Annotated in this window: 12 protein-coding genes; 3 read left to right on the top strand and 9 right to left on the bottom strand. The window is 57.9% G+C overall.

The window, feature by feature from the left end:
* Positions 1-127 precede the first annotated feature (127 nt).
* From MJA45_RS04650 to MJA45_RS04640, 3 genes are all read right to left on the bottom strand, one after another.
* Entirely contained in the window at positions 128-3577 is a 3450-nt protein-coding gene (locus tag MJA45_RS04650; RefSeq protein WP_315606120.1) for a carbohydrate binding domain-containing protein, read from the bottom strand.
* A 212-nt stretch (positions 3578-3789) separates the two neighbouring features.
* Complete coding sequence (locus MJA45_RS04645; RefSeq protein WP_315606119.1) at positions 3790-5202, bottom strand: extracellular solute-binding protein; 1413 nt, start codon at positions 5200-5202, stop codon at positions 3790-3792.
* A gap of 229 nt (positions 5203-5431) precedes the next feature.
* Positions 5432-6553 (bottom strand): acyltransferase family protein, encoded by a 1122-nt coding sequence (locus MJA45_RS04640; RefSeq protein WP_315606118.1) that lies wholly within the window; start codon positions 6551-6553, stop codon positions 5432-5434.
* A 196-nt stretch (positions 6554-6749) separates the two neighbouring features.
* Here MJA45_RS04640 and MJA45_RS04635 point away from each other — a divergent pair, with 196 nt between their 5' ends.
* Positions 6750-7394, top strand: coding sequence for a response regulator (locus MJA45_RS04635; RefSeq protein WP_315606117.1), 645 nt, complete (start codon positions 6750-6752; stop codon positions 7392-7394).
* On the opposite strand, the gene MJA45_RS04630 is transcribed toward MJA45_RS04635, so the two are convergent.
* From MJA45_RS04630 to MJA45_RS04610, 5 genes are all read right to left on the bottom strand, one after another.
* Positions 7375-9387, bottom strand: coding sequence for a sensor histidine kinase (locus MJA45_RS04630; RefSeq protein WP_315606116.1), 2013 nt, complete (start codon positions 9385-9387; stop codon positions 7375-7377). The two genes, MJA45_RS04635 and MJA45_RS04630, sit on opposite strands and share 20 nt — an antisense overlap.
* Before the next feature lie 280 nt (positions 9388-9667).
* Positions 9668-10195: an STM3941 family protein gene (locus tag MJA45_RS04625; RefSeq protein ID WP_315606115.1), complete on the bottom strand. Its 528-nt coding sequence runs from the start codon at positions 10193-10195 to the stop codon at positions 9668-9670.
* A gap of 40 nt (positions 10196-10235) precedes the next feature.
* The gene (locus MJA45_RS04620; protein ID WP_315606114.1) at positions 10236-10460 is read right to left on the bottom strand and encodes a hypothetical protein; all 225 of its coding nucleotides are present in this window, start codon (positions 10458-10460) and stop codon (positions 10236-10238) included.
* Positions 10461-10732: 272 nt separating this feature from the next.
* Positions 10733-12238 (bottom strand): methyl-accepting chemotaxis protein, encoded by a 1506-nt coding sequence (locus MJA45_RS04615; protein ID WP_315606113.1) that lies wholly within the window; start codon positions 12236-12238, stop codon positions 10733-10735.
* Positions 12239-12448: 210 nt separating this feature from the next.
* Entirely contained in the window at positions 12449-13468 is a 1020-nt protein-coding gene (locus MJA45_RS04610; RefSeq protein ID WP_315606112.1) for an alpha/beta fold hydrolase, read from the bottom strand.
* A gap of 142 nt (positions 13469-13610) precedes the next feature.
* Here MJA45_RS04610 and MJA45_RS04605 point away from each other — a divergent pair, with 142 nt between their 5' ends.
* Entirely contained in the window at positions 13611-14540 is a 930-nt protein-coding gene (locus MJA45_RS04605) for a LysR family transcriptional regulator (RefSeq protein ID WP_315606111.1), read from the top strand.
* A gap of 37 nt (positions 14541-14577) precedes the next feature.
* On the opposite strand, the gene MJA45_RS04600 is transcribed toward MJA45_RS04605, so the two are convergent.
* Positions 14578-15312: an NAD-dependent protein deacylase gene (locus MJA45_RS04600; RefSeq protein WP_315607937.1), complete on the bottom strand. Its 735-nt coding sequence runs from the start codon at positions 15310-15312 to the stop codon at positions 14578-14580.
* Between the two features lie 315 nt (positions 15313-15627).
* Here MJA45_RS04600 and MJA45_RS04595 point away from each other — a divergent pair, with 315 nt between their 5' ends.
* Positions 15628-16674, top strand: coding sequence for an ABC transporter substrate-binding protein (locus MJA45_RS04595; RefSeq protein WP_315606110.1), 1047 nt, complete (start codon positions 15628-15630; stop codon positions 16672-16674).
* The last annotated feature ends 22 nt before the right edge of the window (positions 16675-16696 follow it).

The following is a 16696-nucleotide window of genomic DNA, read 5'->3' as shown; positions in this document are numbered from 1 at the left end:
ACTCTTTTTCTCTATCTCCTGCAGACGAGTCCCTCCTTTCCTATAACTTCGCGCAAAAAGAACCTGCAGCCCAAGCCGCAGGTCCTTGATTAGGGGGATTATGCCGTATAAGAACGCCTATCCTTGCTTAGTAAACGTTCCAGTAAATCATGAATTCATCGTAGTACGCTTCAGCGGTAGCTCCCGTAGTCGTGGTGGCCACCAGCCGGGAAGAGGTCGTCCCCGCCGGAGCGGTTGCCGTCAGCTCCACATCCTGCCACTGGTTTAAGTTACCCGTCACATGGATGGACTGGGAGCCTATCTCCGTACCGCTTGCGTTATAGAAACGGAAATACAGGCTCGCCTGCCCCTGCACCAGGTATACCTTCGTCCGGGCGGTGTAGCTCATCCCGGCTACGGCACTGGCCGGATCGCTTACGAGTGTGATGGCCGCGGAGGTGGACGTATCCTTGAGCTTCAGGCTCTTCGTTCCCTTGTAGGAGATGGCGCCGCTCTGCTCGTAGGACACGCCCGAATTGACCGGCGTCGTCATCGTCCAGTTCGCGATCGGAGAGCCTGCCGTCTCCATTCCCGGATTCGCTACCGTCACGGGAGAATCCGCATACGCGGAGAAGGTAATGTCGTCGTAATACACGACACTTTGGGATGCGCTCGTCGTGTAGGCATAGATTTTGGCCGTCGCTGCAGCGCTCGGCGCCGCCAGCTTGGCCTCCACCGTCTGCCATTGGCCGTACTGGGTGTTCACATGAATCGGCTGTTCCGCAATCTGGGCTCCGGAGCTGTCGTAGAACCTCAGCATAAGGCTCGCCGTGCCGGATTCAATCCACATTTTGGCCCGGGCGGTGTATTCGGCCCAAGGACGAACCGGGATGGGGCTGCTGTACAAGGCAACGGAACCCGACGGATTCGTATCTGTGATCTTGAGACTCCGGGTACCGCCCGTTTTTCTCAAAGTGGAAAGCTCATAGTAGCCGCTCGCCGAGGTGGCGAAAGCAGACGTCCATCCCGTCGGATTTCCCGAAGCATCCGCCGTCTCGAAGCCGGCGTTCGTAACCGTCAGGTAAGTTTCGGGAGGCCCCAATAGGGTGACGGCGTCATAGTAAGCCGTTGCTTGGGCGTAGGACGTGGAGAAGGCGAAGAGACGGGCTGTCTTGGCTGCGGCCGGTGCCACCGAATACAGGTTCACCTCCTGCCACTGGCCGGCTCCTCCGGTGATATGCCGTTCCTCGCTGCCCACATCGCTGCCGTTTCCGTCATAGTAGCGGATCAGGAAGCTGGCCTGCCCGCTGACCAAATAGACGGAAGTCCGGGCGTTATAGTATTCGCCCGCCACCACCTTCACCGCATCGGTCTGCAGGGCCACGGAGCCGGTGCTGGAGGTATCGGTGATTTTGAGGGAATAAGCGCCTGACTGGCTCTTTTCGTTCGTGACGGCATAGGTCGTTCCCGCCGTTGCGCTCCAGCCTGGAATCACTCCGGCGTTAACCGGCAGCTCGAAATCCGAGTTAAGCAGGTTCACCGTCTGAAGCCCGGGAGCGTAAGGAACCTGGTTCTGCACCTTGATCCGGTACAGCTTCGTGCGGTCGGTGCTCGAGATGTAATACAGGTGGCCGTCGCTGCCGATGTCGAAGCTGTAGGCATCCGCCAGGAACTTAGAATGCATCGTATAGGGATCTATGACGACCAGCCGTTCGTCCATCATCGCATAAAGAAACTGGTCGTCCGAGGCATGCATCTCGATGCCGCCCCATACCCCGTAGGTCAGCGTCCCGTCCGGGAACAGCTTGGCGGATTTGACAACCTGATTGGATTCCGGATCGAGGGCAAAGACGAAGTTCTCCGCCCCGCCCCACAGCAGGCCGTCCGGTCCGAATACGAGGCCTCCGATGAATTTCGGATTGGAGAGTCCGGGAAGATTAACCGAGATTTCTTTAATTTTCGTGGAAGTCGCCGTATCCCAAACGAAAATTTTGGCCTCCGAAGCGGTGGCCGTCGAGCCCAGCCCGTTGTTGATCGAGGTCGAGCCGTAGATCCTGCCGTTCTTGTAGGCAAGCGAGATGACGCTCTGGTCCTGCACCACATTCCGGTACGTCTGCAGCGCATTCGTCGACGGATTATATACCGCGAGAGCCCCGCCGGTCTGTCCGTAATCCGCTATGCTGCCCATGAAAATTTTACCTTCCGCCGGAATCATCGCGTGAACGCGGTCCTGCCCGCTGCCCAGCACCCCGATGTCAAGCGGATTGGTGTCGTCGCTTGGCGGCAGGGCCGGATTGAAGCTCTGGAACTTGGCGCCGGGATAGACACCGAAGTACATCAAGCCGTTCAGCGGAGCCATCCCTCCGGCCTGCCCGAGATTGATGAACGTTCGGGTCCCGGTCGCCGGATCGTAGATGCCTCCCTTGCTGCTCTGCATCGCACTGGTGTAGAGCTTGCCGCCGGGCCCGGTCGCCACCTTGCCGTTAATGGCCGGCAGCGGCTGGACGACAGGCGGATACTGCACGACCTTGTTCGTCTGCATATTGAAGAACGCCACTCCGCCACCGTATTGAATGGTCACGAGACTAAGCCCCGGAAGAGCCGGATCGTCAATGGTGGCCCAATTCGCCCCTCGAAGCCCGCTTCCGTAAAGCATTCCCGTTCCTTGAACGGTCTGAGTAGCGAGATTATACCCCTTCAATTCCCCGTCCGCCATGAAATAAATGTTCCCGTTGTACGACTGCTTGGCGACGTGCAGTCCGTTGACGTTAGAGATGACGGTCGGGGACCACGTTCCGGTCTGGGTATCGTACACATAGGCGTTCTTGGAATCGGAGTAACGGGCGAACAAATACCGGTCATCGACCATGTTCAGGTCATAGACCGTGCCCGTTTCCCCGAGCGAGGCCGCTATATTGGTTTTGGCTCCGGTCGACACATCCAGCTTCACAATTTGATCGTGAGCCGTCCCCGCATAAACATAACCGTTGCTGTACGCAATAGAGCGGACATACTCCTGGGAGGTGGCCCCGATCATCCGGCCGTAATCGTAGACTTGGGAGGTCGTCGGATTGTATTTGTACACCTTTCCCCCGGGATAGGTTCCTACATAAACGTTGCCGTCCGGAGCGATATCCGCCGACCATGCATAAGACTCCCCTGGAAAAGTAGCCGCTACCGCAACGGTCTGCGTGCTGGGAGAGTACTTCCACAGCCGGGCCCCTCCTCCTGCAGAAGCGATATAAACATCCCCGTTCGGGGCTACATCATGAGACCAGGTTTCACTTACATCGGGAAGAGGGAGGGTTCTCAGCAGGGAATAGTCGTCGAGATCGATGACGTTGAGCACGGACGGGCTGCCTTTAGCGGTTGTATACATCACGTCGTGGCCGTTCTCCGAGCCGACCGCCCCATTGAAGATAATGGTCGTTTCGACCGGGTCGGTCAAATATTCTGGGGCGCCAAACCCTTTCTGGGTGATGCGGTCAACCTGGGGACTGAGGGCGTAAGCCTTCGGCTCTCCCCCGAAAGACGGGATTCCGATGCCGATCAGAACGGCAGCCAGGGCGGCAAACACAGTTTTTCTAACCTTTGGCAATGAGATTCCTCCTCCATGATTTGGTTGAATCGGGTTCCGGGTTCCCATGCTTCCGGACAATCCCTCCTTTCCTTGTACTTATATTGTCTACAAACTAACTATATACCCATAATGAAGCGCTTACAAGTGGGAACTGCCGAAGATTAACAATTTTTTAGGCTCCAGGCACGCTCAACAAAAAAAACACTTCGGGACCCGAAGTGTTCCATCGTTCAGGAAAGGCTGATCGTCTGACGCCTGGCTTCCTTCCATACCCGGTAAATCTGGGAGGCGTCCTCCAAATGGGCGAGAAAGAAAGGAAGTTCCCTCCTCACCCGCTCCATCCCCTCCGCGCTGAGCCCCAAATGGGTGTGAAGTCGGAAATGGGAAACAATCTCGCGATAAAGATAATACCGGGAGGGCCGTTTCCCCTCTTCCCCGGGCCAATCCGACTCTGCCGCAGGCTCCCGGCCGGGAATCGTTAGAGAGGTTCTCCTTATCCGTGCCTGGATGCCTGCAGACAGCAGGAAGCTTACCAGGTCTTCCGCTTCTTCGTGAACAGGAGACTGCCGGTTGACCCCGAGTCCGATCGGCAGAACAAGGGTGGCCGGCCGGGCATCTTGGGGAAGCGGCGCCAAGTCGTAGGAGAACGGTGCCTGCTTGAACGCGTTCAAGCTGTAGTAAGTCGTCAGGATCATGGACACTTTGCCGCGCAGGAAGAGACTCTCCTCGTCTTTCTCGCTGTCGGCCGCCGCACCTGGGAATACCGTCTGATCGTCCATAAGATCGCGCAGGAGCGTCAGCAATTTCTCCAGCCGTGCCTTTCCCTCCGCATCCTCCGCTCCGTCCGGTGATCCTCCTATCGTCTGAAGAAGGAAGACCGGCCAGCGGTTATCCGACAGCGGATTGAAGTATAGGCCGTACCTTTGTTTGTCCGGATCGGAGAGACGTGACGCGGTCTGGAACAAGTCCAGCCAGGTCCAGTCTCCATCCGGCTCCGGAACCCCCGCCTCGGCAAAATGCTCCCGGTTGAAGCACAGCACAACGGGAGAATAAACGAAGGGCTGAAGGAGACGGTCTTCCCCGCGGACAAAGGCTTCCCGGAGCACAGACTCCTTCCCGCCCGGTTCCAAGGGCTTCATCCAGCCGGTCTCCCGCCCGGGAACCTCCAGGAAATGATTCATGTTCATCGTAAAAACATCCAGCAGGCCGTTCTGCTGGTAACGCTCCAGCGTGTCGAAATAATGATCATACGGCAAATAAACCGGCTGTATCCGAACCTGAGGATTTTGGCATTGGTATTCCTCCAGCAGCCGGTCAAACCCCGCTTGACGGTCCAAGGAGGAGTAGTACCCGACGTGGAGGACTCTCTCGCTCTCTGATTCTCTTTTTGGCGGCTCTTCCTCAGCGGCCAGCTTGACCCGGCTGCCCACCTTGGGCACTTTCTCAATGAGTCCCTCAGCTACAAGGAGATCCAGTCCCTTGCGAACCGAATTGCGGCTTAGGCCAAACTTTTCTCCGAGCTCCGATTCAGCAGGCAGATAATCTCCGGGCTTGAGGACTTCCCTCTCGATGTCGCCGCTTAGAACCCGAACCATATCGTCCAGCTTTATCTGGAACTGTATGCGGGTCGGCCGGTTTTTCATTGCAGCATTTCTCCTCGTTCTTCCTCTTTGGGACATGGACCCTGCCCAAGCATGGGGCATGCCCGCTTTGAGCAGAAGTTTACCATAGAGGAGGAGAAGGATTCAACCAATTGTAAATAATTGAAAAACCATCCAGCTTTGGAATGTCTCTGATTCTCTATTCGCCCAAGCGCCTGCGTTAGCCGAGTTCAAGACAAGCCGGTTCGTCCGGTCAGCAGCCTTTTGCCATCTAAAGCACCCGCTTCGCCCCCGGAACCCGGCGGAGGGCCCAGGCGGCCGTATAGCTGCAGAGGACGGCGGCCCCGCCGGCGGCCGCAAACTTCAGCAGCGCGGGAAGGCTGAGCCCGGTGAACGCGTAGCCGATGTAGGTAACGAAGAGTGCATGCAGGAGGTACACCGTGTAAGCATGCTCGGACAGCCACGAAGAGCGCAGCCGGGCCGGCTGGTTGAAGCGTTCGCGGAAGACAAAAAGCAGCACGTAGGAAAGGCTTAGCCCGAGCAGCGGGTCCACGGCGGCATAGAACGCAGCCTGCCACGTCCAGCCGCCGCCGAACGCCGGCGTCCCGCTCTCCAGGGCCCCGCCCAGCGCGAGAACGCCGGGCATCCCTGCCATCAGGACGAGGGCAAGCCGTCCCCACCTTTTGGCGGCGGACGCCTGCAGCGCCTCAAGCCAACGCCCGCGGTAAGCGGCGATCCCTCCCGCGTACAATCCGATGTACGCGGGGAAATAAGCAAGCTGGAGATTCAGCACGGTCTCGCCGACCGGGTAGACGAGGCGGATCGCGAAATTGGCGGCGGCGACCGCCGCCAGATAAGCGGCCATCCGCCGTCCCGTCAGCCGGGATACCCGAGCGGGCCGTCCCTTCGCGGCAAGACGCCGCAGCGCATATACCGCTGAGAAGAGAAGCAGGGCCGTAAGAAACCACAAGGGGCCGGTTTCGAAGCCTTTTACCCCAGCCAGGGGGTCCGCCAGCACCTCTTCCTTCCAATAGGACGCGAACGACCCCGGGTACCGGCCGGAAACGAACCGCAGCAGAGGATCGATAACAAGCATGAACCCAAGAAGCGGGAGGCCGAACCGGACCACCCGTTCCTTCAGGAAGCGTCCGGCTCCTTTGCGGTCGAAGGAGGCGGGCGTCACGTATCCCGAAATGAAGAAAAACAACCCCATAAAAAACGACTGGTTCACCGCGGTGAACAGCGTTAAGACAATCTCCGCGGCTTTCTCCCGGGCCGGGTCGATGTAATACCAGCTTCCCGCCCCTCCGTACGTAATCGCCGTATGATGAAACACCACCAGCATCGTCAAGACTACCTTAAGCCGGTCCAAATACTGCAATCGTGCCGCCATTGTCCATTCCTCCGTTAACTCTTGTTGCTTATACCGTAACACGGCCGAGGGAAGACCTCACCGAAAAATGCCCGCTCTCCCCCGCAAAACCTTTGCGGAACCACGCAAGGGAGATTTTCGGAACCCTCTCTTCGGTGTTCGGGGCTGTCCGGTGCCCGTGTATGCTATATTGAGAAAAGAAACGGAGGAACCCCCATTGAAATCGATTCTGCTGGTGGACGACCACCGCACCTTTCTGGCCGGCACGGCCTTTATCCTGGAAAAGTACGGTTACCGGGTCACCACGGCGGCGAAAGCGGCCGATGCCCTCCGCCTGATGGAGGAAGCCCCATTCGATCTCTTCGTGATCGACCTGAAGCTTCCGGAATCGAGCGGCTTTGAGCTGGCGGAAGCCATCCTGCGGTCGTTTCCCGAGGCGATTGTGGTCGTGCTCACGGGCGAGGACATTGCCGAGCACTTCGACCACCTTCTGGCTCTCGGGGTGACCGCCGTGCTGGAGAAAGCGCTCGGCGAAGAAGAGCTGGCCGCCTCCCTGCGCCTTGCCGAGCAGCGCCTCACGGTGCTGCCGGTGGAGCTGGCCCGGCGCCTGCGGGCGACCGGCTCCCCCGCGGACGGAGGCGCCGGGCCAACCGGGCCGGCGCTGTCCGAGCGGGAGCTCGCCGTGCTCCAGCTCATCGCCGACGGCTCCAAAAACAAAGACATTGCGGACCGGCTCTTCATGAGCCAGCGCAATGTCGAGTATCTTCTATCGGGCCTGTTCCGCAAGCTCGGCGTCCAGTCCCGCCAGGAGGCCGTCCTGAAGGCCGTTCAGGAGCAGTGGATCAGGCTGGGTTCCCCCTGATGGCCGCTGCCCGTTCCCGATCCAGCTCCCGGACCGGCAGGACGCAGACGGCCTTCATCCCCCGGCCGGGGGCGGAGTCGAGCTGCACCGAGCCGCCCGCCACCTTCAGCCGTTCGGCCATCCCCCGCAGGCCGAGCCGCTCGGCGGCCATGGCTTGCTTCAGCTCGACCCCCTTGCCGTCGTCGGCGTACCGGATGACGACGGCTCCGTCCTTCTGCCCGAGGAACAGGTCGACGGTGCCGGCTTCCGAATGCTTGCCCGCATTGGAGAGCAGCTCCTGGATGACCCGGTAGACCGTAACCATCTCCTCTTCTCCAAGCTCTTCCGTCAAGGGCTCCGCCCGGTAACGGAGCTCGAAGTCAGCCCGCAGCCTCGTCTTCTCCACGAGCCGGTCCACGGCCCGCCCCACTCCCCTCTCCGCAAGAAAGGACGGCATGAGCTCCCGGCACGTTTCGCGAATGAGAAATTCCGCGTTATCCAGACCGAGGAGCAGCCGGTCCAGGCCGGCTGCAAGCGGAGCGGGGAGGGCGGCGGAAAGCCCGTCGGCCAGGCGCCGGACGTGGAGCAGCTCCTGCAGCACCTCGTCGTGCAGATCGGAAGCGAGCCGCTTCCGCTCCTTCTCCGCGAGCTGCAGGAACAGCTTCGAAACCCACGGCTGCTCCACCCGGCTCCGCTCCCATTCGGCGAGCCGGTTCTCGAGAAGCGCGAAATAATCGAGGAAGATCGAGACATACCGCGCCATCAGCCGCAGGGCCGACCACTCCCGGCCTTCCCTGGCGGGAAGCTCCCCCTCCCCGGCCGATAGAACGAGGTACCGCTCGGCGCCGCTTCTCCGTCCGGCGGCGCCCAAGAGGAAGCCGGGCAACTCTGCCACCTCCCCCGGGTGCAGCACGCCGCCCGGCTGGCCCGCCCGTTCGCGAAGGGCCCGCTCCAGCACCACCCGCTCCTCCTCCGTCATCGGCTCTCCCGCCACGCGGAGGCTTCCGCTGTCCGGGTCTCTCACCATCAGCCGGAAAACCGCCGGCGCGAAGTAACGGGCCCCTTCCCGGACGACGCTCTGCTCCAGATCGGGAACCCGATAGGCCCGGGTCAGCACCGAGAGCCACTCGTCCAGGCGATGCCTAAGGTCTGCTTCCTCGCCTAGGGCCGCGTTCTGAAGCTCCAGCCGGCGGACGGCCGCCCGGTTGGCCTCCAGCGTCCGCAGGAAGCGCCGCAGGAACAGAAGCCCGTACAGGGCCAGCAGCTCGAGCAGCGCCCACGGGAAGGTATCCTCAAGCGCTTGCTCCCAGAACACCGGCAGGTACCCGAGCGGCCGGCCCAGCAGCGCCTCCAGCCCGTCCTTGCCGATGTCCGGAAGCAGCAGGAGGAGAAACAGCAGCACCCCCCAGGCCAGCCAGCGCAGCTCCTGCGTCTCCGGCTCCCGCCTCAGCCGGAGGAGAAAGCGGGGAGCCGTCAGAGCGATATTGGCGAACACCAGCAGAAGAAACAGGGCGTTCAGCCAGGCGAAGACCGGCTCCTCCGCCCCGAAGGCCGTGGCTGCCGCAATGGCCGCCCACAGAAGGCCCGCTGCGGCCGTCACCGCCCGGCTTCCCTGCGACTCCTGGTCCGTGAGCAGACGGCGGACGAAGGAGAAGGCCAGGAAGGCGGTCCCGCATTTGATCGCGAGCGAGCCGTAAGGAACCTCGGGCAGCTCGCCGAACAACAGCCTTCCTTCGTCCCATTCCGCGAACAGCTGAGCTGAAGCGAACAGGGCAAAAAGCCCCAGTTGCCCATAACCTCTTTCCCTCATGGCCGCCGCCATCCCGACAAACACCAGCCCCGCCGTCAGGAACAAAAGGGCGAACGCCCCGTCGTCCAGATGGCGCCTTAGCGTATTGATCACAGGAGTAGCGCCCGGCAGCGGCTGGAACAGCCTATAGTTGATCCAACCGTTCAACAGCAGCACCCCCGCCGCAAGGGCGGCCAGGAGGCCGGCCGTTTTGATTTTCCCCATTCTTCTCACTCCGTCATGGCTATGTCTTACCTTCATTATATAGAGGGCACTCCCCGCCGGAAAGACGCAGGGTGAATCCCGGCTGAGCCGTCCCGCCCGCTGCTCGCCGAACAACAGCTTTTCTTCGTGCCGTTCCGCGAAAGCAGCCCGTCCGTCTGGAACAAGAGGTTGAACGCCCCATCGTCCGGACGGCGCCTCAGCGTGTTTACTTACACCCAACAAAAAAACGCCGCCGAAGCCGCGTTTTCACTGAGTAAGCCTCTTCCGTTTGGCGGGAGGCTTACCGGTTCGCCCTCAGCCATTTGTCCACCATGATCCCGTAGATCTCTTCCAGCGGCTGACGGAGGGTGTTCTGGGCGATGTTGATCGGAGCATCCACCATTCCCCGGTTCGCTTTCATCAGCAGGCGCTGAAAGCCGGTGCGGCTTGCCAGGAAGCGTTCCGTGTCGTGAAGCTTCAGGCCGATAAAAGGCTGGCCCATGAATTCATAAGGGACGATTTCACGGATTTCCGTCCACTTCAGCTCTCCTCCCCCAATGGCGGAAGAGTTGTCCACCAAGCCCTCGTCGGCAAGGACCAGGGAGGGCTTCTTGTTGACTACCCGGGAGATCAAGTATAGCAAGCATCCCCCAAAAAACAGAACGCTGGCCGCCCCGATCACCACCAGCACAAAGGAAGTCTCGTCCTCGGCCAGGCCTGCCAAGATGAACACAGCGCCGAGCACGACGAAGACAAGGGAAAGCACGCTTAACCCTACCAGCTTGCCTGTTTTCGGATAAATGACGATCTCTTGATTGGTTGGAATCATTCCCATCCTCCTCTCCCTCTGTTACCTGTCTTTCTTACGCCTACAAACCGCGGATTCCCGGGTACCGGTCCTCCAGCGTACGGATAAGCTCCCCGTAGGTCTCGCGCAGATCCTCCATGGTTGTCAGCTCCGGGACCTGCTTTCTCTCCTCCGGAGAGTGCTCCGCCAGCACGCTCCCCAAGCTGTCGTAATGAAATTTCAGCTCCTTGTAGGTCTGCCCCAGCTTCTCCATGACCACTCCGATTAACATCTGATAGTTCTCCATCTTCCCACCCCCTGCCCAAGGTCTCTTCCATTCCCTCATCATACCTTACCCGGCCGGGAGGGAAAACCTCTCACGATTTTCAAGAAAAACTCCGCTGCCAATATTCGTGGATCCCTGCAAAAACGCCCCTTCCAAGCGGCCGGCAGGCTGCAGGGAAAGGGCGTTTGGCGAATCCATTTTGAGGCTTCCTGTCCGCAGGATTAGGAAGGGGAAGGAAGAAGCGATTCGCCAGGAAGCATGGCGGTCGTCCCTCATTCCTGAAGCAGTCCGTCTTACGTGGACGGATTGCCGTTCTCCGGGTCTTCGTGGACCATCTCGCTGATGCGGCGTCCCACCTCCGCGAGCTCCTCCACCGACTTGTGGTTCAGCTCGATCAAGCCCTCGATGGAAGCACTCATCTCCTTCATTGTGGCAGCCGTCTGGTCGCAAATCGCCACGAAGCCGGTAGTCAAATCCGCCGTGGAACGGTTCGAGGCCTGCACGAAGCCGATTGCCTCGTCCAGGGACAGCGTCCGTTCCTTCAGCGTCTCGATCGAGCCAAGGATACGCTGGAATGCCTCGCGGGTCTGCCCCGTCGATTCCGAGCTGGTCTTCACCTGCTCGGCGATGCTGTGCACCGTCTCAAGCGTAACGTTCGACTGATTGGACAGATCGGCCAGGTTGCGGGAAATCCGGTCGGCCGATTGGGCGGCGGAATCGGACAGCTTGCGGATTTCGCTGGCGACGACCGCGAACCCCCGTCCGTGCTCGCCGGCCCGGGCCGCTTCGATGCTTGCGTTCAAGGAAAGCAGATTGGTCTGTTCGGCGATCTCCCGGATATCCTGGTTGAAGCCGGTCGTTTCGCGGATTTTGGCGTTGAGCTCGTTCATGTTCGCGGTCAGCTCCCGGGTGAACGTCAGGAAGTCCCCGATGACCTGCTCCAGGGTATGGACGATTTCTCCGCCCTGCATCGAGGTTTCCTCCGCAACGGAGGCATCCGCCTTCAGGTCCGAGACGGAGGAGATCATCCGGTTCAGGCGGTCGCCCGTCTCCTGAATGTGATTCATCATTTCCATTCCGGCCGCTGCCTGCTCCTTCGAGCCGGCCGTAATTTCTTGAAACGCCTGCCCCATGCTGCGGAACTCTGTATGGTTGCTCCCGCTTGCCGCCGCTATCGCGCCGACTTCTCCCGAGATCTGCTGGGTCTGACGGAGGATGAAATCCTTCTGTTCTTTCATCTGCTCGGTAATCCCGGCGAGGCTGCTGGAGGCACGGGTAATGTCCTGCATCATGTTCCCGGTGAGCTTGGGGAAGAACAGCAGCATGACGCTGGCGAGAAGGAATAGGTACAGGTACGAGATTGCCGTTTCCAAGGTGATTCCCAGGGAGGGCCCCTGTCCGAAGAGAATGAACAGCGTCAGCACAAGAGCGCAGCCGGCTCCCGTCAGAATATAGGTTCTCTGCATATAGAGCATGGACAAAATCAGGATAATGAAGGAGGCGAGCAAATTCGTCATATCCGGCTTAGCCACCGCGATAAGCAGCGTTACCAGCATATACCCGCCAATCGGCACATATGGCGCATAAACGTGGGCTTTCTCATGCTTGCTTCGGAAATGGAGGTACCAGAAGGCCGCCTGCATCAAGACGCATCCCAGTGTACCGATCAAGAACACCGGCAGCGACTTCAAAGCCGCCAGGCTTACCACCGACAAGATGGAATTGATCAACAGGATGCGAAACACCAATCCGTTCTTTCTGCGTAAATCTTCCTTAACAATCTGACTTAAATCACTCATAAACGTCTCCCATCCCATTAGCATTCGTAAAGATCACAACTATACAACCTTTATCGGATGGAAGACCTGTAATGTTTAGGAGGAACCGGCAAAAGAAAAGACCAGCCTCCTCCGGCTGGTCTTCCCCGTTATTCCAAATCCCACTCTTCGTCAAGGCCCCATTCCTCATCAAGGCCCCACTGCTACCTTTTTAAATCGATAAATAACGATCTATCCGTTTGTGCTGCGTGCTAACAAATGGTTTAGGTTATCATCGATAAATTGATTATCGGCACGGTTGATTCCGCGTCCGGCAAAATGGCCCCAGATCGACAGGATTGGTTTAAAGACGGCATTAGGTATAAGCTTAGCTTCGTATTCATTATCGTCCGCTGTGCAGAAGAGGTCTGTGCTTCCCGGCATGATGCAGGAAAGAGCTTTAATACTCTTAAGTGCCTTATCGAAATCTCCGTTATAGGAGGGATTTGCACTAATATCGGCATGTTGGCCTGTCCATAGCATCGCCAGGACATTATGCGGATCCATCCTCATAAAGCTATCTTCCCAGACGCCGGTAACAAAATCTTCCAAGGAGTCAAATCCCATCTCACGATAAAGCTCCTCCATATAAAACGCATGCGATAATCCCCATCCCGCATAGACCCGGCCAACGGCGCGCATATCGGCAAAAGTCAGCAGGTTTAGTTTACTTGAATCGAAACCAACTGCAGCCATCAGCGCAGCTTTCATACCGTCCAGGACCACAAAGGTATGGGGCCACGGCTTGGCAATTCCCCCGAAAGGTGCCATTCGTTCCACCATCTCTGGATAACTCGCACCCCATTGAAAGGCCTGAATGCCTCCCATGGACCACCCAACTACGAGAGCAATCTTTTGAATGCCGAATTTTTCGGTAACCAGGCGATGCTGGAACTTAACATTGTCATAGATGGTCACCTGCGGAAAGTTAGCACGGTCGAATGGCGGAGGCGTGTTACTGGGAGACGAAGATAATCCGTTACCAAGCAGATTTGGAACGATGATGAAATATTTCTCCGGATCTAGTGCCATCCCACTCCCCATTAACCATTCATTTTGAACATGCTGGTCGCCAAAAGCAGTTGGATAGATGATAACATTGTCTTTCTTTTCATTTAATCTTCCATAAGTCTTATAAGCGAGAAAAGCACTCGGGAACGTCACTCCTGATTGCAAGGTTACGTCACCCAGATCAAAAATTTCATAATCCATCGTGTTGTTTGCCCCTTTCACAAGGAAACCATACCTTTGGGATGTATTCTTGTTGTTAGTATAGATCCGTGATACTCTCAATAAAAATGAATGGAATTCATAGCAGGATTCAATAATATTGAAAGTTAAGGGGGATCGTATAATGGAGCTGCGCCAACTGAATACGTTCCGCACGGTTGCCTCCACGTTAAATTTCACTCGGGCTGCGGAAGTGTTGAACTACGTCCCTTCCAACGTCACGATGCAAATTAAAGCACTGGAGGATGAGCTTGGTGTCCGCCTCTTTGATCGCTTGGGCAAGCAGCTCGTTCTCACTACTGCGGGCAATCGCTTTTTAACTCATATCCAAGGCGTTCTTGACAAATTGGACGAGGCTCGCAGCGTCGTTCATGACAATGAAAATCTAAGCGGCACCCTAACGATAAGTGCCAATGAGGTTATTTGCGCCTATCGGCTTCCAGCTGTCTTTCAACAGTTTCGTTCGCAGCATCCGGGAGTACGTCTGATCTTCCGCTCCGTTCCGAATCAAGAGCTCAAGCAAACCCTCTTTGAGGGAACCGCGGATATCGTCTACATGTTGGACGAACCCATTCGTTCGACCGGACTCACCGTGGAACCGTTGCTTGAAGAAACTTTCCGCTTGTTCGCTGCTCCCGATCACCCGCTCGCCAAACGAACGGTGCTAAAGCTGGAAGATTTTCACGGGCAAGTGTTCCTGACCAATGAGAAAGGTTGTCCCTATCGAACCATGTTTGACCGGTCATTTGAGAAAGAGGGCATGGATAGCATTACGTATTTAGAATTTCACAGCGCCGAGGCCATTAAACAATGTGCCATTTCAGGAATCGGTATTGCCTTTCTACCAGAAATCGTAACGGTAGCCGAAGTGGAGCGCGGGGAACTGGTTCCCCTTTCATGGCAAATTCCTGACTTGCACGTGTATACACAGATGTTGTGGCATAAAGACAAGTGGCTTTCTCCAATCGTGTTATCTTTTATAGAAGCAGCAAGGGAAGTACTTGCCTTACAAAATGAAAATAAAACACCTGAATGCAACGATGTTACCGATTGATTCGAGTACTTGTAAGGATAAGGACCCGAAAGCTTCCCTACTCCCCCTCCGTAAGAAGTCGGAGCACCCCGCCGATGCTGTCCCGGACAATATACTGCGCCCGGTCGTCATAAGGGGTTGCCTCGCGGTTAAGGAGGATGAGCCGGTTCCCGGAATAGTGCCGGATCAGCGAAGCGGCCGGATTCACGGTGAGTGACGTCCCCCCGACGATCAACACATCCGCCTCTGCGATGGCCTGCACCGCCGCTTCCAGCACCCCGGGATCGAGATTCTCCCCGTACAGCACGACATCCGGCTTGACCGTTCCGCCGCAGGCCGTGCAGGCCGGTACCCCGGGGCCGCTTTCCAGCACGTAAGCGAGATCATGGGACCGGCCGCAGCTCGTGCAGAAATTGCGGTGCACCGATCCGTGCAGCTCCAGCACCCGGCTGCTTCCCGCCGCCTGATGCAGCCCGTCGATGTTCTGCGTGACCACCGCCGCTAGCCGTCCTTCCCGCTCCAGCTTGGCGAGAGCCTGGTGAGCGTCGTTAGGCTTGGCCCCGGGATGAAGCATTTTCGCCCGGTAAAACGCATAAAACTCCTCCGGATGCGTGTCAAAAAAAGGACGGCTCAGCATGACCTCGGGCGGGTAGGCCGTCCCTTGAGCCGTCCGGTACAGACCGGAGGCCGAACGGAAATCGGGAATCCGGCTTTCCGTCGAGACCCCCGCTCCGCCAAAGAATACGGCCTTCCTCGCCGCTTGGACAATGTTTCGGATTTCCGCTATGTTCATAATCACTCCGGCCTCCTTCACGGGTAGTATGCAGCGTTCTTTCGTTTCTGCCATTATACCACTTTATGGTAGAATTCCCTCCCATCCTTCGCTTTCATCTGTTCGGCTCCCAGCCTGCCAAGGCACACCCTCCCTGGCTCCTCCTCCCGTTTCCCGCAGGTGATTGACGTAAAGTACACTCCCATATAATATTAGAATAATGTCAAGGCCTCCGCATCACCGGTACCTTCCTACGCTTTAATGCTTTCTTACATAAAAGCAGGTACGGCGTGACGCATTAATCCAAATCCGTCTTACGAAAGGGGTTCCATTGTTATGAAGAAATTATGGCTGTCGCTCGTGACCACGGCCGTGCTTCTGACGGCTGCCGGCTGTGGAAGCAAGCCGGCCGACAATACACAGGGAGCGGGAGGCTCGTCCTCGCCCAGTCCGTCCGCCGAAGCGAAGAAGAGCTATACGGTCGCCATCTCCCAGATTGTCGAGCATCCTTCGCTTGATGCCACCCGCAAGGGCTTTCTCGATGCCTTGAAGGAGGGCGGACTCGTCGAGGGGACTAACCTGAAGGTGGATTTCAGCACCGCCCAGGGAGATCCCACGAATAACCTGTCCATCGCCCAGAAGATCGCCTCCGGCAAGAACGACCTCGTGCTGGCGATCGCCACTCCTTCCGCCCAGGCTGTCGTCCAGCAGGTGAAGAACGCGCCGGTGCTGTTCGCGGCTGTAACCGATCCGGTCGGAGCGAAGCTTGTAACCAATCTCGACAAACCGGGCGGCACGGTGACCGGGGCATCGGACACGAACCCGCAGGCCATCGCCAACCTGATGGACTTCATCGCCGCTAACTTTCCCAAAGTGAAGAAGGTCGGCGTCGTCATTAATGAAGGGGAACCGAATGCCGTCGTGATGACCGAGAAAGCGAAGGAAGCTTTGGCGAAGAAGGGCATCGAGCTTGTAAAAGCTCCCGTAACGAATACATCCGAAGTGAAGCAGGCCGCCCAGTCGCTCGTCGGGCGGGTGGATGCGTTCTACATCACGCTGGACAACACGGTGGTAAACGGCGTGGATGCCATTATCCAGATCGCGAACGACAAGAAGATTCCGTTCTTCTCGAGTGACCGCGATACGGTCGAGAAAGGCGCCTTCGCCACGGTCGGCTTCAAATACTACGACCACGGATACCAGGTCGGCCAGATGGCCGTCGACATCCTGAAGAACGGCAAGAAGCCGGCTGACATGAAGATTACGGTGCCGGATAAGCTGGACGTCATCCTTAACCTGAAGGCCGCTGCGGCCCAGGGCATTACCGTGACGGATGCCATGAAGAGCGCCGTGAAGGACCCCAAGACGAATATCATCCAATAGCAGATAAGAGAGGGTGGACCGT

It is taken from the genome of Paenibacillus aurantius, from assembly GCF_032268605.1.
In the GTDB taxonomy this organism is placed as follows: domain Bacteria; phylum Bacillota; class Bacilli; order Paenibacillales; family NBRC-103111; genus Paenibacillus_AO; species Paenibacillus_AO aurantius.
Note: the sequence above shows the minus strand (reverse complement) of the source record. Positions and strands in the feature narration are given on the sequence as shown.